Annotated in this window: 22 protein-coding genes; 10 read left to right on the top strand and 12 right to left on the bottom strand. The window is 69.9% G+C overall.

Annotated features, from left to right (window positions below; translation table 11 throughout):
• Positions 1-389: 389 nt before the first annotated feature.
• The 8 genes from BN1056_RS13325 to BN1056_RS13290 all read left to right on the top strand — a co-directional run bounded on the left by BN1056_RS13325 (position 390) and on the right by BN1056_RS13290 (position 7,661).
• On the top strand, positions 390-653 hold the full coding sequence (locus BN1056_RS13325; protein WP_210581966.1) for a hypothetical protein: 264 nt from the start codon (positions 390-392) through the stop codon (positions 651-653).
• Positions 654-785: 132 nt separating this feature from the next.
• Positions 786-1,190, top strand: coding sequence for a hypothetical protein (locus BN1056_RS13320; protein WP_210581964.1), 405 nt, complete (start codon positions 786-788; stop codon positions 1,188-1,190).
• Positions 1,191-1,203: 13 nt separating this feature from the next.
• A complete protein-coding gene (locus tag BN1056_RS13315; RefSeq protein ID WP_210581962.1) occupies positions 1,204-2,655 on the top strand; it encodes a PrgI family protein in 1,452 nt (483 codons plus the stop codon).
• A 2-nt stretch (positions 2,656-2,657) separates the two neighbouring features.
• Positions 2,658-4,160, top strand: a complete 1,503-nt coding sequence (locus BN1056_RS13310; RefSeq protein WP_210581960.1) for an ATP-binding protein — start codon at positions 2,658-2,660, stop codon at positions 4,158-4,160.
• Positions 4,153-6,018 (top strand): type IV secretory system conjugative DNA transfer family protein, encoded by a 1,866-nt coding sequence (locus tag BN1056_RS13305; protein WP_210581958.1) that lies wholly within the window; start codon positions 4,153-4,155, stop codon positions 6,016-6,018. The genes BN1056_RS13310 and BN1056_RS13305 overlap by 8 nt, the downstream gene beginning before the upstream one ends.
• A 16-nt stretch (positions 6,019-6,034) precedes the next feature.
• The gene (locus tag BN1056_RS13300) at positions 6,035-6,334 is read left to right on the top strand and encodes a glutaredoxin family protein (protein ID WP_210581956.1); all 300 of its coding nucleotides are present in this window, start codon (positions 6,035-6,037) and stop codon (positions 6,332-6,334) included.
• Complete coding sequence (locus tag BN1056_RS13295; protein WP_210581954.1) at positions 6,331-6,909, top strand: hypothetical protein; 579 nt, start codon at positions 6,331-6,333, stop codon at positions 6,907-6,909. Before BN1056_RS13300 ends, BN1056_RS13295 begins: the two co-directional genes overlap by 4 nt.
• Positions 6,834-7,661 carry a hypothetical protein gene (locus tag BN1056_RS13290; protein WP_210581952.1) on the top strand — a complete coding sequence of 276 codons (828 nt, stop codon included), beginning with the start codon at positions 6,834-6,836 and terminating at the stop codon, positions 7,659-7,661. Before BN1056_RS13295 ends, BN1056_RS13290 begins: the two co-directional genes overlap by 76 nt.
• 2 nt (positions 7,662-7,663) lie before the next feature.
• Here BN1056_RS13290 and mobF read toward each other — a convergent pair whose 3' ends face one another.
• Complete coding sequence (gene mobF, locus BN1056_RS13285; protein WP_210581950.1) at positions 7,664-11,263, bottom strand: MobF family relaxase; 3,600 nt, start codon at positions 11,261-11,263, stop codon at positions 7,664-7,666.
• Positions 11,264-11,268: 5 nt separating this feature from the next.
• Positions 11,269-11,814 (bottom strand): hypothetical protein, encoded by a 546-nt coding sequence (locus BN1056_RS13280; protein ID WP_210581948.1) that lies wholly within the window; start codon positions 11,812-11,814, stop codon positions 11,269-11,271.
• A gap of 465 nt (positions 11,815-12,279) precedes the next feature.
• Here BN1056_RS13280 and BN1056_RS13275 point away from each other — a divergent pair, with 465 nt between their 5' ends.
• Together BN1056_RS13275 and BN1056_RS13270 are read left to right on the top strand one after the other, a co-directional pair.
• A complete protein-coding gene (locus BN1056_RS13275) occupies positions 12,280-12,897 on the top strand; it encodes a hypothetical protein (RefSeq protein ID WP_210581946.1) in 618 nt (205 codons plus the stop codon).
• Positions 12,898-12,920: 23 nt separating this feature from the next.
• Positions 12,921-13,352, top strand: coding sequence for a hypothetical protein (locus BN1056_RS13270; protein ID WP_210581944.1), 432 nt, complete (start codon positions 12,921-12,923; stop codon positions 13,350-13,352).
• 504 nt (positions 13,353-13,856) lie between these two features.
• Here BN1056_RS13270 and BN1056_RS13265 read toward each other — a convergent pair.
• The 10 genes from BN1056_RS13265 to BN1056_RS14995 form a co-directional block, all read right to left on the bottom strand.
• A complete protein-coding gene (locus tag BN1056_RS13265) occupies positions 13,857-14,108 on the bottom strand; it encodes a hypothetical protein (protein WP_210581942.1) in 252 nt (83 codons plus the stop codon).
• A gap of 6 nt (positions 14,109-14,114) precedes the next feature.
• Positions 14,115-15,059, bottom strand: a complete 945-nt coding sequence (locus tag BN1056_RS13260; protein WP_210581940.1) for a helix-turn-helix domain-containing protein — start codon at positions 15,057-15,059, stop codon at positions 14,115-14,117.
• Positions 15,060-15,137: 78 nt separating this feature from the next.
• Positions 15,138-15,572, bottom strand: coding sequence for a hypothetical protein (locus tag BN1056_RS13255; protein WP_210581938.1), 435 nt, complete (start codon positions 15,570-15,572; stop codon positions 15,138-15,140).
• A 59-nt stretch (positions 15,573-15,631) separates the two neighbouring features.
• Complete coding sequence (locus BN1056_RS13250) at positions 15,632-16,207, bottom strand: recombinase family protein (protein ID WP_210581935.1); 576 nt, start codon at positions 16,205-16,207, stop codon at positions 15,632-15,634.
• Between the two features lie 233 nt (positions 16,208-16,440).
• Positions 16,441-16,767 carry a ribbon-helix-helix domain-containing protein gene (locus tag BN1056_RS13245; RefSeq protein WP_244671720.1) on the bottom strand — a complete coding sequence of 109 codons (327 nt, stop codon included), beginning with the start codon at positions 16,765-16,767 and terminating at the stop codon, positions 16,441-16,443.
• A gap of 2 nt (positions 16,768-16,769) precedes the next feature.
• On the bottom strand, positions 16,770-17,051 hold the full coding sequence (locus BN1056_RS13240; protein ID WP_210582003.1) for a hypothetical protein: 282 nt from the start codon (positions 17,049-17,051) through the stop codon (positions 16,770-16,772).
• Between the two features lie 357 nt (positions 17,052-17,408).
• The gene (locus BN1056_RS13235; protein ID WP_210581931.1) at positions 17,409-18,260 is read right to left on the bottom strand and encodes a tyrosine-type recombinase/integrase; all 852 of its coding nucleotides are present in this window, start codon (positions 18,258-18,260) and stop codon (positions 17,409-17,411) included.
• A 178-nt stretch (positions 18,261-18,438) separates the two neighbouring features.
• The gene (locus BN1056_RS13230) at positions 18,439-18,642 is read right to left on the bottom strand and encodes a hypothetical protein (RefSeq protein WP_210581929.1); all 204 of its coding nucleotides are present in this window, start codon (positions 18,640-18,642) and stop codon (positions 18,439-18,441) included.
• A gap of 179 nt (positions 18,643-18,821) precedes the next feature.
• Positions 18,822-19,604, bottom strand: coding sequence for a ParA family protein (locus tag BN1056_RS13225; RefSeq protein WP_210581926.1), 783 nt, complete (start codon positions 19,602-19,604; stop codon positions 18,822-18,824).
• Entirely contained in the window at positions 19,601-19,735 is a 135-nt protein-coding gene (locus tag BN1056_RS14995) for a hypothetical protein (RefSeq protein WP_280516477.1), read from the bottom strand. Before BN1056_RS14995 ends, BN1056_RS13225 begins: the two co-directional genes overlap by 4 nt.
• Positions 19,736-19,752 lie beyond the last annotated feature (17 nt).

Below are 19,752 nucleotides of genomic sequence, written 5' to 3'. Positions count from 1 at the left end.
GCGTCTTCGGTGGAGGGGCCGGCGCAGGCGCCGTCTGTCGTGGACGGTCAGACTGGCCAGACCATCAGCAGGCAGCCGACCAGCCGTGGCCGTACGGCGCCCGCCGGTCGTCGGGGTGCTGGCGCGCCGGTGGGCGGCCGGTCATCGGCGCCGTCCTCGATGCCTTCGGGCGGCGGGGATGCCGCACCGCGGCCACGGCGTGGTGTGTCTGAGAAGGTGAACGACCTGGCCGACCGTCTGGATACTCGTCGCGGTGAGGGCGGCCGCCGGCGGTTGCCGAGCCCGGTTCCGCGTATGTATGGCGGGGGTTTCGGGCATGGTGCGCTTGAGGATGACATTCCTGGTTGGGAGGTGTCCTGATGCTGGTGGTGTGTGGGTTGCCGGCGCGTGTGCTGCTGCCGGACGTGGACTTGTGGCAGGAGATCGCCGGCCTGTTCGGCCTGATTGGTGGGGTGCAGGCGGTGGTGTTGGTGGCGGCCACAGCGGGCGTGATCCTGGGTGCGGTGCTGTGGAGCGTGGGCCACACCACCGGGCTGGGTGGTGTGGCGAAGGCGGGGAAGCTCGCGGTGGCGGGTTCGCTGCTGGTGCCGGTGGTGGCCATGGCGCTGCCGGGCTGGATCGGCTGGATCATCGGCACGCTGTCGGGCGGGTGAGCCGGCGAACGTCGTTGTTGGGGGGCCCCGCACATGTGCACGGTGTGTGCGCGTGTGCGGGGCGCCGTCGCATATAGGGGGTGAGGCCGCCCCGCCCGGGACGGCATAGATCCCTACATAGGAGGAGCACCCATGAGCTTCGCAACCATGGGCCTGGCGGCCGCAGGTCGGCTGGCGGCCGCTGTCGGCGCCGACTTGACGACGGACGGCGCCACGGACGGCGCCACGGACGGCGCTGCTGCGGGCACGAGCAGCGGCAGTGGTTACGTGCCGAACATCACGATCAACTGGGACTACTTCCCCTTCATGGGGTCGTTGGTTGAGGCTGTCGGCGGTTTCCAGGCGCTCGGCATCGTGCTGATGGTGATGTCGGTGATCGGTGCAGTGATCATTTGGGTTGTTGGCCACTGGTTTGACCTCGGCCACCGCGGAACGAACGCCAAGATCGGTATCGCTGCGGCGTTCGTCGGAGGCGCGTTTATTGGCGGGTCGGCGGAGTTGGTCGGCTTCTTCGCCGAGGCGGGCTCCAATTTCTGATGGGTGAATGGTGATGAGTGACGCAGCCGTTAGTGAGGTGTTTCCGCGCCGGTCGACGCGGGGTGTGTTCGTGGGCCTGAGCGTCAGCCAGTGCTTGTGTCTGCTGGCGGCGGGTGTGGCCGCGGTGGGCGGGATGATCGGGCTGGGTTTGCCGGCGGGTCCGGTGATCACGTCCCCGCTGTGGGTGGGTCTGGCGGCTGCGGCACTTGTCCCCGTCTCCGGCAAGCCGCTGGTGGGTTATGTTCCGGTTGCGGCGGCGTGGCTGGGGCGTGGTGTGGCTGGGCAGCGTCAGTATGTCCGGCCGGTGTGGCGGACCCGTCCTGCGGGCACGCTGGCGCTGCCCGGATCGCGCGCCCGGCTGCGTCAGGTGGTCGATGAGGCCACCGGCGCCGTCTTCGTCCACGACCCGGCGGCGAAGACATTGGCGGCGACGATCGCGGTGACGCACGGCCAGTTCATGGTGGTCGACGACGATGAGCAGGCCAGCAGGGTTACTGGTTGGGCGGCGTTTTTGGGCACGGTGGGTCAGTCCGGCGGGATTGTGCGTATTCAGACGACGGTGAGGTCGGACCCGGATGCGAGTGTGGGGGCGAGGGAGCACTGGCGTCGCTGGCCCACTAAGGCCCCGGAGGGCAGCCCGGCCCGCGTGTCTTATGAGGCATTGCTCAATGACTTGTCGGCGGCCACGGAGGTGCACCGCTCCACAATCACGATCGTCATGAGCCTTGAGGCGACCAAGAGGGCGGTCCGTGACCACGGGGGCGGCATGACGGGTGCTGCCGCCGTCATGCGCTCGCGCATGCACGTGGTGGAGGAGGCCCTGCCGGCCGCCGGCCTGACGCCGGCGGGCTGGCTGGGCCCGGACGAGCTGGCCCTGATCATCCGGGCCGCCTACGACCCGGCCCGGTCGGTCCAGCTGGAGCGGCACCCTGAGCTGGTCGGCGACCTGGACGAGGCGGGCCCCATGGCGGTTGAGGCCCACTGGGCGCACCTGCGCACAGACTCTGGCTGGCACAAGGTGATGCGGGTGGGTTGGCCGCGCCGGCCCGTCGCACCGGGCTTCCTGCACCAGCTGCTGATGGTGCCGGGCGTAAGGATGACGCTCACGCACATCTATGAGCCGGTGCGCACCGACAAAGCCGTCCGGGCTGCGGAGCATGACGCTAACGACGAGGCGAACGCGGTTGAGGAGCGGGCGAAGGTGGGCCGTACCGAGACCGTGCTCCAGGCCCGCGACCGGCAGGCGGTCGACGAGCACCTGACCGAGTTGGACTCGGGGTGGACGGACGCCGACCACGTCGCCCTGGTCGTGATCGCCGCCGCCTCGAAGGACGGCCTCGGACGCGCCTTCGAAGCCGTCCGGGCGGCCGCGGGACAGTCCGTCCTCCGGGTGGACACTCTGATCGGGCAGCAGGACGAGCTCTTCGACGCCGCCACCCTGCCCCTGGGCCTGAAAGTGAGCTGACCATGCCCCGAATCACCTCACTAGTCATTGGCGAGGAAACCAAGCAGCAAAGGCGTCGGCGTGTGGCGGCGGAGCGTGCGCGCCGCCGGGACCTGGCCGCCCAGGAGCGGGCCGACGCGGCCGAGCGGCGTAAGGCGGAGCGGGCGTTGTGGGAGGGGGATTACCTGCCCCGGCTGGGTGAGCGCAGGGCGCGCAGCGCCCGGCAGCTGCGCGAGGCCACCGCGGAGACCGAGCGGGCCACCACCAAGGTCCTGCGCACCGCGTACCCGTTCGTCGCCGACGACGGGCTCGGCGCCCAGGGCCTGGTCATCGGCCGTGACATCATGAGCAACCGGGCGTTCAGCTTCGATCCTTTTGTGCTGTATCGGCGTGGTTTGATCACGAATCCGAACATCACGGTCGCTGGCGTGATCGGGACGGGCAAGTCGGCGCTGGTGAAGTGCCTGGCCCTGCGGGGCGTCGCCGCCGGTTACAGGACCTTCGTCCCCGGTGACGTGAAGGGCGAGTGGACGGGTGTCGTTGAGGCGGTGGGCGGCACGGTGATCCAGGTGGGCGGCGCCAGCCGGGAGCGGCTCAATCCGCTGGATGCGGGCCGGCGCCCCGACCGCGACGAGAACGGGCACATCGTGGACGATGAGGGCTGGCGGCGGATGGTCCGCAAGCAGCGCCTACAGCTGCTGGAGGCCCTGCTGGAGACGCTGGCCGGAGCCAGGTTGGATGAGCAGGACCAGACCGCCCTGGCGGCGGCCCTGGATCGCGCCGTGGGACGTGGCGGTGAGGTGCTGCTGCCGACGGTGGTGGAGGAGCTGCTGGCACCCACGGACGGGTGCGAGCTGCCCGCGGGCGTGCCCGATAGGGCGGAGATGATGCGCATGGGCCGCCGGGCCGGCCTGTACTTGCAGGGCATGATCGGAGGGGATGTGGCCGGTCTGTTCGACGGCCCATCAACCCGCCGATTCGACCCGGCCGCCCCGATGGTGTCGGTGTCCTTGGCCGGTTTCAGTGACGGCGACAAGGGCCTGCCCCTGGTGATGACCTGCGCGCAGGCCTGGGTCGAGGCCGCCGTGCGCGGCGGCGACCTGGGCAGGCGGTTCATGGTCTATGACGAGGCCAGCCGTCTGATGTCGAGCCCCGGGTTGTTGGGGCGGATGGCGGATGAGTGGAAGCTGGCCCGCCGCTGGGGCATTTCCAACATCGTGGTGTTGCACCGGTTGTCGGACTCCGACGCCGCCGGCCCGGAGGGCTCACGGGAGCGTGCCCTGGCCGAGGGCCTGATCGCAGACACGTCTACCCGGATCGTGTACCGGCAGGAGGCCGACCAGTTGCGCAGGACGACCGAGCGGCTGGGGCTGAACCATGTCGGTGCGGCCATGGTGCCGAGGTTTCAGCAGGGGACGGGGCTGTGGATGATCGGCCAGCGCTATTACGCGGTTTCCCATGACCGCACCCCGTGGGAGGCGGCCCTGACTGATACGGACGATGCAATGGGAGGCCGCGATGAGTGACCGCGATACCGGTGGGTCTCAGGATGCGGGTGGCGCCCTGTTGGCCGGTGTGCTGGTCGGCGTGGTGGCGGCGGCGGGCGTCTCGCTGTGGCTGGCGGCCCGGCTGGCCTGCCTGGGCGGCGCGTGCATGCCCAGGCGGTCGCCGGTGGCTGCGGCGCTGTGGATGATGCTGGGCCGGCCGCCGGCACGCGCCTGGGACGCTGAGGGCATGAGCACCGGCGCCTTCTGGACACTGGCAGTGCTGATCTTCGGCGTCGTGGTGGCTGGCGTGGTGGCGGTGTTGGTGCGGCTGCGGGGTCGGCTGGGTGGTGGCCGGCTGCGGCCGGCCGGCGGCCATGGCCTGGCCACGGCCCGCGACGTGCGCCGGCACTTTTCCGCGGCGGCGATCGCTGCGATGATCTGGCTGCGCCCGGACCTGGAGCACCCGACCGCCCGGGACCTGGGCGTTATCGTCGGCACCACACCGTTTGGTGATGTGTGGTTGGCGTGTGAGGACTCGGTCGCGATCTCCTCCCCGTCCCGGTCCGGCAAGACGCACCAGTTGATCATCCCGATCCTGATGGGCTGGACCGGGCCGGTGGTCGCCACGTCGGTGCGCACCGAGCTGGCGACCGAGACCATGGAGGCACGCTCACATCTCGGGCCGGTGGCCGTGTTCGCGCCAGCTGTCCGCCATGAGGACCTTGTTGGCGTGACGGGCCGGCTGCGCTGGTCGCTGACGTCGGGCTGCCAGGACCCGACCACTGCGCTGCGCCGCGCCAACGCCCTGGTCGCCAACGCCGCGAAAGGCACGGAAAACGCGGACTTCTGGCAGGCGAACGCCCATTCTGCGTTGGCGGCGCTGCTGCACGCGGCGGCGATCTCCGGCGCGGGCGTGGACACGCTCGCCCGCTGGTGCGCCGACCACGCACAGGCCAAGGCGGCCGTGAATGTGCTCAAGGCGGCCGGCGGCGCGTCGGCAGCATGGGGCGACCAGCTCGAGGCCCAGATGCTGGGCGACAAGCGCACTGTGTCCAACATTTGGGCGACCATCAGCTCGTGCGTGGCGCTGCCGCTGATGGACCCAACGGTCCGTGAGGCGCTGTCCCCGGCGCCCGGCCAGGAGCTCGACATCGCCGCCTTTTTGGCCGCCCGGGGCACGCTCTATGTAGTGGGGGACTCCAGGGCGGCTGCGGCGCCGATCGTGGCCGCACTGATCGAGGAGGTCTACGCCGTCGCCCAGGAGCTTGCGAACCACTCCCCCGGCAACAGGTTGTGCCCACCGGTGGCGCTCGTGCTGGACGAGCTGAACAACATTGCGGCGCTGCCGAGCTTGCCGTCGATGATGAGCGCCGGCGGCGGCTCGGGCATCTTCACCGTAGTGGTCGAGCAGTCCCGGGCGCAGTCCGAGGCGCGGTGGGGCGCCCAGACCGCCGCCGCTATTTGGGATTCGGCGACCGTGAAGATCGTGATGGGTGGGATCACCAGGGAGTCGACGTTGTCGGAGATCTCCGCCGCCCTGGGTGAGCGGACCGTGTCGCGGCGCACCACGCAGACCGGCCGCGGCCCGGTATCGACCTCGCTGTCGGAGCAGCGCGAGCCGGTCCTGTCGAGGGGTGAGGTGCATGCGCTTGAGCGCGGCAAGATGCTACTGATCAAGGCCGGTGCGCCCGCGCTGATCATGGACCGCGTCAACACCGCGACGCTGACGCCCGCCGGGGCGCCGGAGGGGCGCCGTATGGGCCGGGTTGAGGCGTGGCTTACCGCGAGGGCGACCCGGCGGGTGGAGCAGCGGCGCCGGCCCGCGCAGGTGGCCGCGCCCCCGCCGCCTCCCCCACAGCAGCAACAGCTCCAGTCGGAGTGGGACCGTGTCAGGTGAGAGAGGAGACGACGAGATGGTGACTGTGTACGGCACAGATGGCTGCCAGCAGTGTGCCGCTACGCAGCGGCGGTTGCAGCAGCGAGGGATCGAGGCGCAGGTGCTGGACGTGCGCCAGGATGCGGCGGCGGACCGGGAGGCGAGGCGACTGGCGGAGCAGATCGGTGCCCGAGCGCTGCCGGTTGTGGCCGCCGACGGCCGCGTGTGGGCGGGCTATCGCCCCGATGAGATTGATGCGGTCGCGCGTGAGAGGCAGGAGCGGGAGATGGACATGAGCCGCAGCATGGAGCGGGAGAGGGAGGCGGTTGGAGTATGACTCCCGACGAGTCTGGGCCCGACGGTGAGGATTGGGAGTGGCAGGTCGACGAGCTGCTCGTGGCTGCTGATGCCGGGGCCCAGGGTGCTGTGGGCGGTGCGGCGCGGGAGGAGGTGCCGCCGGTCACGGGTTTGGTTGACTGGTGGTCGTTGACGCCGGCGCAGCGGGCGAGCGAGCTCGCAGCGCTGCGTCTCTTCGTGGGCCGCCTGGTGGCTGCGTATCGGTGGGATTCGAGCACGGTGCCGGCGTGCTGGGAGCAGCATGAGGCGGCTGTGCGCATGTTGGACGCGCTGCGCCAGTCCTACCGGTCGGCGCTGTCTCCCGGTATGGGTGGGTCGGTGATGGTCGCCTGGCACCGGGACCTGGCATTCATCCGCGGCGAGCTGCGTGAGTTCTTCTCTGGGCGGGCGTGCCGGACGCGCCATGACCCGGATTCGGACGCCGCGGCGCTACAGTCGTGGGCGCAAGACATCGAGCAGCACGGCAGGGCGTCACGTACATGGACCAAGGCTCAGGAGAGGGCCTATCAGGCCTACCAGCGGCAGGCACGGGACTGGGACCCGGGTCGGTCCTGACAGCCGCGCCGGATTGGTCGGCGGTCCGGCTGCTGTGGCACTGCGGACACACGCAGGACCTGGACCTGACCGGCGTGCCGGGCCGGCTGCGTCGCCGGCGCGCACAGTGGGAGGCGGTGCAGGGCTGCCCGCACTGCTGGGAGCACCTGACGGTCGGCACTCCCCTTCCTGAGGGCACCGGGCTTCGGCCCATACGCGTGGAGGGCGCCCCGCGCGTCACACCGGGCCTGCCGGTCGCGCACACGTGGCTGGAGCTGCTGGACCTGCACGGCGCCGCGGAGATCGAGTACGTGGGCCGCGAGCCGGCCCACATCCAGTGGGTGGACGACGCCCCCGGCACGGTCGTGAGCGTGGTGCCTGGGGCGTCGGCGATCGCCTCGGGGTGGACCGACCAGCCCGTGCGCTGCTGGGGCGCCTGCCGGAGTGAGCCGGGCGGGCGCGTGGCCGGCGCACCGGGCGCCCAGCTGGTGCTTGCGGGTGGCGCGGCCGCGGCCGGCGACCGCGCACGACTGATCGCACGTGCGGGGCGGGGCGTGGCCGGGCCGGGCTCCACTGTGGTGATGGAGCCGGCCGAGCCGGTGCAGGTGTGGGTGCTGCCCGGGGCGCAACTGACCGTGGGCGGTGTGCCGCGGCTGGTGGCTACGACGACGTTGGCCACAGCCGAGGAGGTGCGTGAGGACGAGCGCGTGCCGGAGGATCTGGGTCGGCTGCTGCGCCTGGCTGAGGCTCTGCCGGTGCGACGCCGGGCCTGAGGTCACATCTCGGGCCGCTGGTCGGGTGTCGGGGCGGGGTCGGTGTCGGGCCGGGTGGCCTCGTCTGCGATGCGGCGGGCCTCTGCGAGCCTCCAGGTGGCGATCTGCCGACGGTTGGCCTGGAACTTGGTCTCTTGCTCGCCGCTGATGGGGCGGACGCCGAGGGGGTCCATGTGCGGGGAGTCGTCGAGTGTGCCGTCGGTGATGCCGTACAGGTCGCGGTATGCGGCCACGGCTGTGGCCGCTTGCAGCCAGGCGGCGCGGCGGCGCGGATCGTTCGGGGGTACGCCGAGGGCGCGGGTCCAGGGCTGGCGCTCGCGCAGCGCGGTGGCGAGCACGTGGGCGGCGCGGGCGTTGATGCGGTCGGCACGCTCGTTCAGTGCGCGCTGGGCGTCCGGCGTGCGAGCCCACCCTGGTTGGATCAGCCCTGCGATGTAGGTTCCGCCGCCGGTCTCTTCGCTCATGGGCGTGTTGGCGATGATGCGGTCGGCGAGGTCCTGGACGGGCCGGTCGGGGTCCAAGGGCGCCTCGGCGAGCAGGGCCGGCACGAGGTCGCCCAGGTCGAACTGGCCGCCGTCGCGGGCCTGCATGAGCTCCAGCAGGGCCTCATAGTGCGGGTCCTTGCGCAGCTGCTCGTGCTGCGCTTGCGGGATCACGCGGGGTAGCCGCTGGTCCCAGCGCTTGTCGTCGCGGACGTGCCCGCCGTCGCCGCTGGTGATGGTGTCGTACTCGTTGGCCAGCTGCCGCACCGTGTTGGCCCGCTCGTTGGCCTCCGCGGCGGACTCCCGGGCGGTGCGGTCGGCGCCGTCGCGGCGCAGGATCTCGGCCATGACGGCCAGCGCATCCGTCGGCGTGCTGCTGCCCACATCATGGATGTCGGCGGTGTCGGGCTGGGGGTCGTCAACGACCACATGTGCCAGGTTGGCGCCGCGCGCCCGGGTCATGGCCACGTACAGGCCCTGCCGGGTGAGTGTGGAGTCGACGATGGCGTGCGCCCGGTCAACGGTGCGGCCCTGGGAGCGATGCACGGTGGTGGCGTAGCCGAGCTCGACGTCGGCGGCGACGTAAGCGGCCGGCAGGCTGATCGCCTGAGCGGAGGGGTCGCCGGCCGGGGTGACCAGCAGGGAGCCGTCGGTGCGGGCGGCAACGACGTCCCAGGCGGCCCCGTTGTGCACCCTGTGGTTGCCGACGCCCAGGTGGTGGGCGTTGCGACGGGTGACGATGCGATCGCCGGCCGAGCCGTGGGTCTTGTCGTGCAGGACCACCTCGCGGCCGCCGACCTTGCCGGCCGCCTTCAGGTCCGCCCGGGCGCGCTCGTTGAGCTCGCTGACCGTGTTGTTGTCGGCGGCGATCATGATGGAGTCGATGCCGGCGTCGACGTCGTCCCGCCATGCCCGATAGACGCCCTCGATGACCTCCTCGCGCTCACCGGAGGTCACGCAGCCGTGCTCGTCGTAGGCGCGCAGCACGGAGGCGTCGCCTGCACGCAGCAGCAGCGACGCCTGCGCCTGCCAGGCGTCGGCGAAGCGGTGCACCGCGGTGAGCGTCGCCGGGTTGTCGTGATGGCGGGTGATCATGCCGAAGGCGCCGCCGGCCTGGACGGCGCCGAGCTGGTCGGGGTCACCGACCAGCAGCACCCTTGCGCCGGCGGAGCTGGCCCGGGAGACGATTTCGGCCAGGGGCAGGGTGGCGGCCATTGATGCCTCGTCGACGATGACCAGCTGACCGGCCCGCAGGGGGGCGGCGCCGTGCTGCTGCGCCACCAGCCATTGGGCGGTGTTGGCGGTCTCGATGCCGAGGGACTGCCCGAGCACGTCGGCGGCCGCCGCGGAGGTGGCCAGGCCCACCACCTGCCCGTAGTGGGCCTGCCAGGTGTCGGCCAGCGCCGCCATGGCGGTGGTCTTACCGGAGCCGGCCGGGCCGATGAGTACGTCGACGGGGTGCGTGGAGGATAGGACCTTGGCGACGGCAGCCGCCTGGTCGGGCAGCAGCTGCTTGCCGTCCTGGCTGCGCCAGGCGGCCACCGCCGCCCGCGCGCCGGGGATGGCCGGTGCGCCGGCGGCCTGGGAGGCGCGCAGTAGGTAGTCCTCGGCGTCCAGTAGGTCTTGAGTCACCCACAGGGCGGAGTGCTCGCGCTCGAACCGGCTGGTGCCGTCCGGCCGGCGCCACCTCGCCGGCGTGTGGGCGCGGTCGACCCTGTCGATGCGCACGCACTTGGCGGTGGCGGCCTCGCACAACCTGGCCCGAAGGGCGTCGCGGTCCGCCGGCGTGGCGCACCTGATGAACCGTAGCGTGCGCTCGGCCTCAGCCCGGATGTTCCAGTCCGACCACGAGGGCCGGCTGCCCTGCAGGACGTTGACGACGTGGTCGGCCATCTCCTCGATGCGCTGGTCGGTGACGTCGCCGCTGCGGGCGGCTGGCGGGAGCATGCCGGGCCAGCCGGCCGGCGTGCCCGGCACCTGGCGGGGGCGGCCGACGACGCCGCGCAGCGGGTCCGGGCCGGCGACCTCGACGGCCCGGCGGCGCCAGTCCTCGGTGAGCTGGGACAGGGGCCGGTGCTCCTTCGCCATCCGGGTGTCCGCCCAGGCTTTGCGGTCGGCGTCCCAGTGGCCGGAGGCGTCCCCGTCCTCCTGTTCACGGGCGGCGTCGATGGCGGCATGACGCTGGCTGAATTCTTCGATCAGCTCATTACTGATTCCGTCGATCTGGTACTGGGTGCGGCCCGTGCGCGAAAGAGTACGGGCGGAGAATGACACGCCCAGGCGCGCGCTGAGGGAGTCCATGAGGTAGTTGTCGTAGGCCTCCGATAGGGCGACGATGGAGGGGAATAGTGCGCCGTTTGAGTCGAGCGTACGCCACTTTCCATCCTCGGCCGCCTGCACACGATTGGCGATCACCAGGTGGGTGTGCAAATGGGGGTCTCCGGCGCGCGAGTCCCAGTGATCGAATGCGGCGGCAACCATACCTATTGTGAGTTCTTGGGATACGCCGCCGGCACCGATCCTGGTGCGGATCGTGTCGGCCTCCATTACCTGCACAGTCTTTGCGATCGCCTCGTGGTGGGCCGCCTCCACCTGCTCGCGGATTCCCTGGTCGCCCAGCGCCCATAGGACGGATACGCTTTTCGGCGGGGCGAAGGTGTGGTCGAATGCGTGCACAGCACGGGCGGCGGCGGCTTTAGAGGTTGACCGGTCGATCTGCCTCTCACGGGCCTCACGCTCCTGCTCGGTGAGATTCTTCGGCAGCTCGCGCCGTAGAATGTCGGCTCGCTCCTGCGCCGTGAGGTGCTTTGGGAATGCGCGCCCCAGCGGCTTTTCCGTAAGCGGGTCGCGACCTTTCTCCACGAGGGCGCGCAGCTGCTCAGCGGAGACAATATCTCCGGGCTTCAGCTTGGCCGGCATCGGATTGTTTTCGGTCGGGTCGTCTCCGAGTCCAGCAATGCCGGTTCCGACCCACCGGCCTGGGGGCGTGCCGCCGTCGGTGTAATAGCGACTGGACCCGTAGGCGGCCGCCGGCTGAGCTCCGGGACCGTCGGCGACGGAATCGACAAGATAGTCGACGATTGATTGTCCGGGCCGTCCGCGGTCGTAGAGCTGCCTCATGGTTATCATGCACGACCACCGCCCTTAGTGGCGATTTGGTGCGTTTCGCACGGCCATTTATGTCCGCACTCAACGCACACGTCGTCGAGATTCGGGGCGTGTAGCTCGGCGATTGCCTGGCAGGCGCGTGCGGCGGGCGTGACGGCGGCGGCCTGGGTGCGGGCGACCCTGCGGGCGTTGACCCGGCATTGCTCGGTGCAGTATTTCTGCGTCGACCGGGCTGGCGTGAATCCTTTTCCGCACGCGAGGCAGCGCACAAGCGCATCGGTTTTGCGTGCGTTTCTGGCGCCGGTTGGTTTGACGGTTTTGCCGGCCGCCTCTTGGCGGCGGGCGTAGCGGCGTCGCCGCTCGGAGCGCCGCCGGCACGTGGCCGTGCAGTACTCCTGCGTCGTGCGCTCGGGCACGAACTCGGCGTGGCAGCCGGCGCACTCGCGTGCCTGGCTGCGGCGGCGGGCGCGGGCCCGGCCGGCGCAGCCAGGCGAGCAGTACAGGGCGTCCGAGCGGTGAGCGAAGAAGGCCTGCCCACACTCGGCGCAGGTGACGTAGGTCACTTCTTAGGCTCCTTTCGTGCGGCCGGGTATCACCCCCTATATGCGACGCCGCCCCGCACACGCGCACACGGGCGACCCCTACCAAAGTGCGTCCTTTGCGTGGCAGTGCCAGATGTGCCTTGCTTATCTCAGGAGCAGGTGGGTTTTTGGGTGTCCGGCGGTGGTGAGGCGGGGCTGGAAGGCGAGTGGAGATAGGTAGGGCGGGCTCAGCTCGGACTGGCTGGAAGGTGAGGTTGTTGCTGGGTGGTGAGGGTCCGGGCTGAGGCCGTCCGGGAGGGGCTGGGAGGTGAGGTGGTGGTTAGTGCGCGGCGGTCGGCCGCCCTGGGCGAGCACGACGGGCGGCGACCGTCGGGCGAGTGGCGACCGGTGGGCGGCCGACCGCCGCGCCCACCGCGGACCGTTTTTTGACCGCCTGGTCTGTGGATAACTTCGCGCGCATGCAGGGCGGCGTCGCATATAGGGGGTATGAGCACACAACATGAAAACACTTCACCAGACATCCCCGGCCGGCCGCTGGCCGGCATTCGGCCCCGGGCGGTGATCGCCGTAGCCGTCCGTATCGCGGTCGCGGCCATAAGGGCCGTAGCAGTATTGGCCCTGACGGAGCAATTCATCTTGCGTGCACCATTGGGTGCGATCGACAATGCGTTCCTTGTTGCGGTCGGGGTGACGTTTGCGGCGGTCTGGGCGATCACCGAGGTACCGCGCGCGCTGACCCGCCGGCACGCCCCTGCCGGGCAGTCCATGGCAATTGCTTACGACCTGACCTATTTCGGCGTGTGGGCGGCCGCGGTGTTTAGCGGAATGACGATCCCAGGCGTGGCCACCGTGCTCCTCGGATACCTGGCACTGACGGTAATAGGTTACCGTTTGGTGGCAGTCATACTATCCCCGGCCAAGGCAGCGCTTTTGCTTCCAGCTGTAACCGCTGTAGCAGCTTTGTTCATTGCGGACATGCCTAGCGGGCCGGTCCCCGCGATTGACATGTACGCGGTAGTCATCTGCGTTATGTTCGGCATGGCGGTTGCCGTCATCCCTACACTGGGAGCGGTTCTCCGTCGCCAACTGCGCTCGGCGCGCTAACCCAGTATTAGAGGAAGGAGAGAATGATGAAGCGCAAAGTAAGCACACTAGGCTTCGACATTGAGGACATAAGCGCGGTCCCAGAAGTCGACGGCGCTGTCCCACTCACGCCGATCTACGTAGTCAATGGCACGTCGGTCACCGACCCGTGGTCAGGACATGCGTTGGAGAGAGCTGACGGGAGTACGGCCGGGCTCCTTAGATTGGCCACAAGAGCGGGCAGGCCAATCGACGTGAAGGCGAATGGGGATTGGGTGAGAGTATGGCCGGACGGCACTATCCTGCCGGTGCGCGAGCCGGCCGCCCTGGCACGCCGGAAGGCGCTGAGGAAGCAGCGATGGCGCGAGGTCCGTAGGCAGCGCGCTAAAGCACGGATGACTGCGCTCGGTCGAAGCGTGCGCGATAAGGTGCTACGCCGCCGGAACGATGATGACGACGCCGTCGAGCGCGAGTAGTCACCAGCGCAGAAATCATGGCCGGCCACTCGGGAACTATGTCCCGGGTGGCCGGCCTTCTGTGCTCGGCGGCGATATTGTCGGATGGGGCGTGCGGCGTGACGTTTGGGAGGCTGTGCACAGGTCGCGCAAACGAAAGTGACGCCGCCTTTTGAGTCGATGGTGACGTGCGGCCTGTGTGCAGGCGTTCAGAAAGCGCAATGGTGCCGATGGCCTGCTGGCTGAGGGGCTGTGGGGCAGGCCGCGCCGCCGCGTCGTGGGCGGAGCCCGCGGCGGCGCTGGGCTGTCCATCGGCCCCGGTCGGGTCCCGCTGTCCATCCTGTGGGCAGGGGGCTCCCCCGCGCCGCCCGCCCACAGCTACACTCGGCTTGTTGGTGTTCGCCGCGCTACGTGACCTCCTAGGGCGTTGGTCGCTCGTTCAGGGTCGGGCGACCGCTTTAGCGGTGGATGCCACGCCGGCCGGGGCCGGGAGAGGCGCAATCTCTCCCGGCCCCGGTGTTTGCGTCAGCGCGCCTCGCTGTCCCATCCCTGGCGGATGTAGGCAGCGATGTCGAGCGCGTACTCGACCTCGGCGTCGGTGTAGTCGGCGTCCTCGCGGATGCTGGCGAGCTGGTGCTCGACGGCCTCGCGCAGGAACTCGATTACCTCAGCCTCGGTGTACTGACGCGGCGTGCGGTTGTGCATGTTGACCTCGGCGGTAGTCACGCCAAGGGCGTTGAGCTCGGCGATTTCATCGTCTGCCGGATAGCTGGCCATCAGTCATCACTCCTCGGTGTAGGTGATGATGACTGCGCGGCCGTCGGCGCGGAGTGTGCCGGCTGCGCGGCCGGTGGCCACCCGGTGCAGGGCATCGTCCAAGCCGGGGCCGGCGGTGGTGGTGAGCGCGGCCGGCTGGCCAGGGCTGGCCTGGCCGGCGGTGGCCAGCTGCTGGCGAACGATCAACGCCACCTGCTCCTCCAGCGCGCGCAGCGCGTAGTCGACGCTGGCGGGGTCCCGCGGCGCCCGGCTGCTGGCCTCCCATTGGGCGAGGGTGGACTGCCCCACCCCCAGGTGGTTGGCGAGCTCGGACTGCGACAGCCCGAGCGCCTCACGGCGGGCGCGGATACCGGCGGGAGTGATCGCCGGGGCGCTGGTGAGGGTCGCGGCCCATTTGGCGGCTGCCCGTGCGGATGCCTGGGGGGTGCCGTGTCCGTAGGTGGCGGCCCCGGTCGCCAGGGTGCCGCGCCATGACACCTCCGCGAGCTCGCCTGCTCGGGTGAGCCGCGGGGTGACAGTCAGGCGGGCGCCGTGCGGGCCGACCAGCCGGTAGACACCCTCGGCGTCGCCGATACCGACCGGCTCGTCGTCGGCGGCCAGGCCGTCCGGTAGTGCGTCGGTGACGGCGGCCGCGACCCGCTCCCATAGTTCGGCGACTGCGGGCACGCGGGATGCGTCGACGTAGGCCGGCGGGCCGGCGGGCCGGGAGGCTAGTGGGGCGCCGTCGATCCAGGCGGCCGCGGTCCGGACGGCGTCGTCGTCGGGCAGGATGACCTGGCTGGTGCCGTCGTCCAGGCGGGGGTGCCCGGGCGTGGCGATGGTGATCGTCAGCTCCCGCCCGCCCCCGGCGTCCAGCTCTGCGCGCTGGTGGTCGGGGGTAGCTGTGATGGTGGCGGTCCCGCGACCGGCGCGGTCGACCGCCCGAGACGCGATGGTCCACGCGCTAGCCATGATCTTGTGCCTCCATCTGTGGGCGCGCCCGGGGGTGGGGCCGCCAGCCGCTGGCGACCCCACCTCCGGACGCTGTCGTCAGTCGACGAGGCCCTGCTCGGCCGCGAGGGCCTCCCGCAGCACCTCCCGGGCCTCACGCATGATCGTCCGCTCGTAGGCCACGAGGGCATAGTTGACGGCCCTGTGCACCGCATGGAAGCCATCGATAGCATCAGTCATCCACTGCCTCGCGTAGTACGAGGCGACCAGTACATCGTCGATGCCGATTCGCTCGGTGACGGTGTGCTCGCCGCCATGATCGCTCACGGTCTCGACCCAGGTGCCGTCCTCGGCAGCGAAGGGGTGAGCGGCGCTAACGAGCTCATGGAGCAGTTCGGCCCACTCCTGGCCGCCCTGGTCGTGCAGGGCGCGCAGGTGGTCGTGGGAGATGTCCTCGCCCATCTGGTCGGCAAGGAACCAAAGACCGATCGCCATCTTGAGCTGGACGGCCTCACGGCGGTTCATCGAAGTCATCGGAGTCTCCTTCTGAGATTGTCGGGGCGGCTTCTCCGCCCCGTGTTGAGATGATTCTATCACGACTGGCGGGGTTGGGCAATATCCTGTGCGCCGATGTGCCGGTAGACGCTTGCGCGGCTTACGCCTATGGCGCGGGCGATCTCCGTGACTGTCGCACCGGCCTCCTGCATCGCCCGGGCGGCCTGGTCGCGCTCGGGTGTCCATACGGTGGGGCGGCCGATGCGGGCTCCGCGGGCTCGGGCGGCTGCGAGGCCGGCGGCGGTCCGCTCGGCAGTCAACGACCGCTCGAACTCGGCCAGGGCGGCGAAGATCGTGAGGGTGAGGCGGCCGGTGGCCGTGCTGGTGTCGATGGCCTCGTGGAGGGAGCGGAGGGTGACGCCGTCGGCGGCGAGCTGGTCGACGGTGGCCACGAGATGCGCCAGGGAGCGGCCTAGCCGGTCGAGTCGCCAGATGATGAGCGTGTCCCCGCTCGTGAGGCTGGCTAGTGCGGCGTCGAGGCCGGGCCGGGCGGTGATCGCGCCTGATGCCACGTCTGTGTGGATCTGCTGGGCGCCGGCGGCGGTGAGGGCGTCGACCTGGAGGTCGAGCGACTGGCCGGCTGTGGACACTCGCGCGTAGCCGATGGTGGTCATGGCCCTATAGTGCGTCCGCGCTGGCCTTGGCGCGGGCGGGCGCGACCGTTTTGGTCACGGGTTTTGGACGGGTGTTTGTCGGCGTGTCGCGGCTGGTGGGCGGGGTGTGCGGAATCGGCCGTTTTTGAGACACCACCCGCTCCCCCGCCGCCTGACCGCGCAGCACGCGACGGATTGGCGCGCACAGCAGTGGCCCACTCCCGGAACAGGAGTGGGCCACTTTGCCCGGGATCTCAGGCGCTGGCGAGGAATTCGTCGAGGGCCTGGCGGATGACGGCGCTGGGGGTCATGCCGTGCTTGGTGGCGTAGGCGTCGAGGGCGGTGTTGGTGGTCTCGGGTAGGCGTACCTGCCGGCGGGCGGATGCCCCCCGGCCGGTGGCGCGGTCGTGGCCGAGCGTAGGCCGGCCGCTCATGATCGCCTTCAGCTCGCCCTCGCTGGTGATGTCGCCTCCGCCGAGGGGCTGGCCGATGGGACGCAGCTTGCCCTGGGTGGCGAGGGTATCGAGCTCGTCATCGGTCGTGGTGGCGGGCAGGGTTCCGGTGATGCGGTTGTTGGTCATCGTCATTCCTCCCATTCGGTGTGTCCGGGCGCGTACAGCAGCCAGCGCCACTGATCGGTCAATTCCATGGCATGGAACACCACTAGGCGGCCGGATGGCTTGAGCGCAACCATGACCTCGAGGAAGCCTCGCGACAGCTCGTGTCGGCGGCCGACGAACACGAAGGTGACTTCTCCCCTGCGCCCGTCGATCTGCTGCTTGTTGATCGGGTGGAAGATCGCGTACTCGATCTCCTCATGCGGTACGTGGTGCTTGTCGGCGCTCTCGCTGTAGTGGATGGCCATACCGATATTGTACGACAAAACCGGTTGGGTGTCCATGTTTTCCACAGCCTGACTGCTGGCGATGGCGTAGACGGTGCATGATGTCGGACCCTCCGCATATGCTTGGGGCGCCTTCTCCGGCATCTTCTCCCGGAACACCTCGTGTCCTTGCCGGGGAAGCTGGCAAGAGGAATCGTCTGGTACGGTAGGTGATTCGGCGGGTCGGCAACGAAACTGGCGCGTAGATCCATCCTGCCCGTATTCCCGGCCACCCGAACCGGACCCCAGCGGCAGCCGACCCGGTGCAGACAAGGTGAGTGGCTTACCTGTACCGGGCTCGGTGGCGACCAAAGTTGTTCGATCGTATGAGAGGCGGGGTCAGCGAAGGGTGCCGATCGCGGCATGCTGCTGTTCGGGGCTCACGCCGAGGTAGCGGGCGGTGGTGGCCAGCGATGCGTGCCGCATGAGCACCTGCACGACACGTGAGTCGACGCCGGCGGCCAAGAGCTGGGTCGCGAACGTGTGGCGGAGCTGGTGGGCGCTCGCACGTATGCCGGCGCGGTGCAGTGCTGCGCTGATGACGTCACCGACACTCTTTCCGGTGATGGACTCGCCGGCCCGATACGGCGATGGGAACCAATACCCCTCCCCCGGACGCTGGCGAGCTTCGGCGGCGATGCGCGGGTGCAGGGGCAGGGTGTCGACCCGGCCACCTTTGCCTGCGACAGTGAGTGTGCCCGCGCCCGTGTCGATGTCCTCGCCGCGGATCTTCGCGATCTCGTGCACACGCAATCCCTGGTAGGCAGCGAGCAGTATCTTCGTCCTCGTGTCTGGGCGTAGGCGCATGGCAAGTAGGCGGTCGAGCTGGGCGCGGCTGATCGGCCTGGGGCGGCCTGCGGGCATGCGAGGCCGCTCGACGGCCTCGGTCGGATCATCCGTGCGCCGGCCGGTGCGCACCAACCATCGGTGCCATGCTCTTAGGACCGCGTAGTAGGTGTAGCGGGTGCCCGGGGTCGACGCCCGGGCGAGGAATCGTTCGATGTCGGCCGGGGCGAGCTCATCCGGGCTGGTGGCGGCGGTCTGGGCGGCTTGGCGGATGACGCGGGCGCGCTCGGTGACGGTCCGGGGCGCGAGGCCTCGGGCGCGCATGGCGAGTACCCATGCGTCTACAGGGTCGGTGATCTGGTCGGCGGCGGACGGATGGTTGGGAGTGTTGGTGTTTGTGTCCATGGCCGGATTCCCGCGCTCTGCTGGGCTTGGCGGCAATGCCGGCGTAGTTACCGGAGCTAGTCGGACTAGTAGGGCTAGTTGCGCTAGCCGGACTAGCCGCACTAGCGGGGCTAGAGGTGGCACGGCATGGGGCGGGGCACCATGCGTGTGGTGCCCCGTCCCTGAGGTTGGTTGGCGGCTATCGGTGGGTGGAGCGGCCGATCTGGCCCTTGGGCGTCGGCCGGTAGGGCAATCCGTTGTTGTGGCGTCGCTCGGAGTCGATCACGGCGGCCTCGATGACGGCTGCGACCCACTGGCTGAAGTGCTGGTAGGGCTGGTCGACGTCGGCGACGCTTTCGGCGCGCCACGCGGTGCGGGCACGACCGAGCACGTCGGCGTCCATCCAGAGTGACAGCTGCTCCTTCCCTGCTCGCCCGCTGGTCCCGCTAGTGCGGCTAGTCCGGCTAGCGCCGCTAGTTCTGCCACTTCCGCTGGCGGTGTCCGCGGCGGTGAGTGCGGCGGGGTCCGGCCCTGTCGCCTTCGGGATAGTGACGGCCTTCCTGCGGGGCCTGGGTTGTGGCTTCACTTGGTCTCCTGGGTGATCTGGCGGGCGACGGCGTCGAGTGCGTTGACGTAGTCACGTCCCTCGTCGCGCGGGACGGGGACCCTGTTGGTGGCCGCGGTGGCCACGATCTCCCGCTCGGGGAGCGGATGATCGACGACCGTGTCGGCGTAGGTGTCTTGGAGGACTTGCTTCCACGCCCCGCGGTCGAGTCTGTCTGCCCTCCACTTGTTGATGAGGACGCCGACGATAGTGAGCTTGTTGTTGTAATAGCGGCGGACGGCGTCGACGGTGGCGGTGAGCTGGTCGACGCCGTCGACGGAGCTCGTGCGTGCCTCGGTGACGATGAGCACGCTGTCGGCGGCGGTGAGCGCGCCGAGGGTGAGGGCGCCGAGCGAGGGTGGGCAGTCGATGATGACGGCGTCGTAGGCGTCGGTGGCGCCGTCGAGTGCGGTGCGCAGTATGTGTTCTCTGCCAGCGCTGGTGTCTGCCTCGCGGGCGGCGAGGGCGCGCTCGGCGGGGACGACGTCGACGCTGGGCCATGCGGGGCCGGCGGGCACGATGGCTGCGCTGATGGCGCCTGGGCCGGCCTGGCCGTTGGCCACGGCGGCGAGGACGTCGTTGAGGGTCCGGGTGTCCGCGGACACGTCGACGTCGAGGATAGACGTCGCGTTTGCTTGCGGGTCGGCGTCGACCACGAGCACGCGCTGCCCCATGGATGCGAGCCTGGCGGCGAGGTTGACGGCAGTGGCCGTTTTGCCGACGCCGCCTTTCTGGTTGGCGATCGCGATTATGTGTGTCATTGGGACTCCTGTTCGGTCTTGGATTGGTCGATCTCGTCGAGTAGGTGCTGCTGGGCCTGCCATCGCTGGCGGGCGTCGCCTTGGTTGCAGGCGTCGAGGGCCGCGCGGATCTCCTTGATAGTGGCTCTCATGTTTGGACTCCTTGGGC

This window comes from Actinomyces succiniciruminis, from assembly GCF_900002405.1.
Lineage (GTDB): Bacteria > Actinomycetota > Actinomycetes > Actinomycetales > Actinomycetaceae > Actinomyces > Actinomyces succiniciruminis.
The sequence above is the reverse complement of the archived record's forward strand: the minus strand, read 5'-3'. Positions and strand labels throughout refer to the sequence as shown.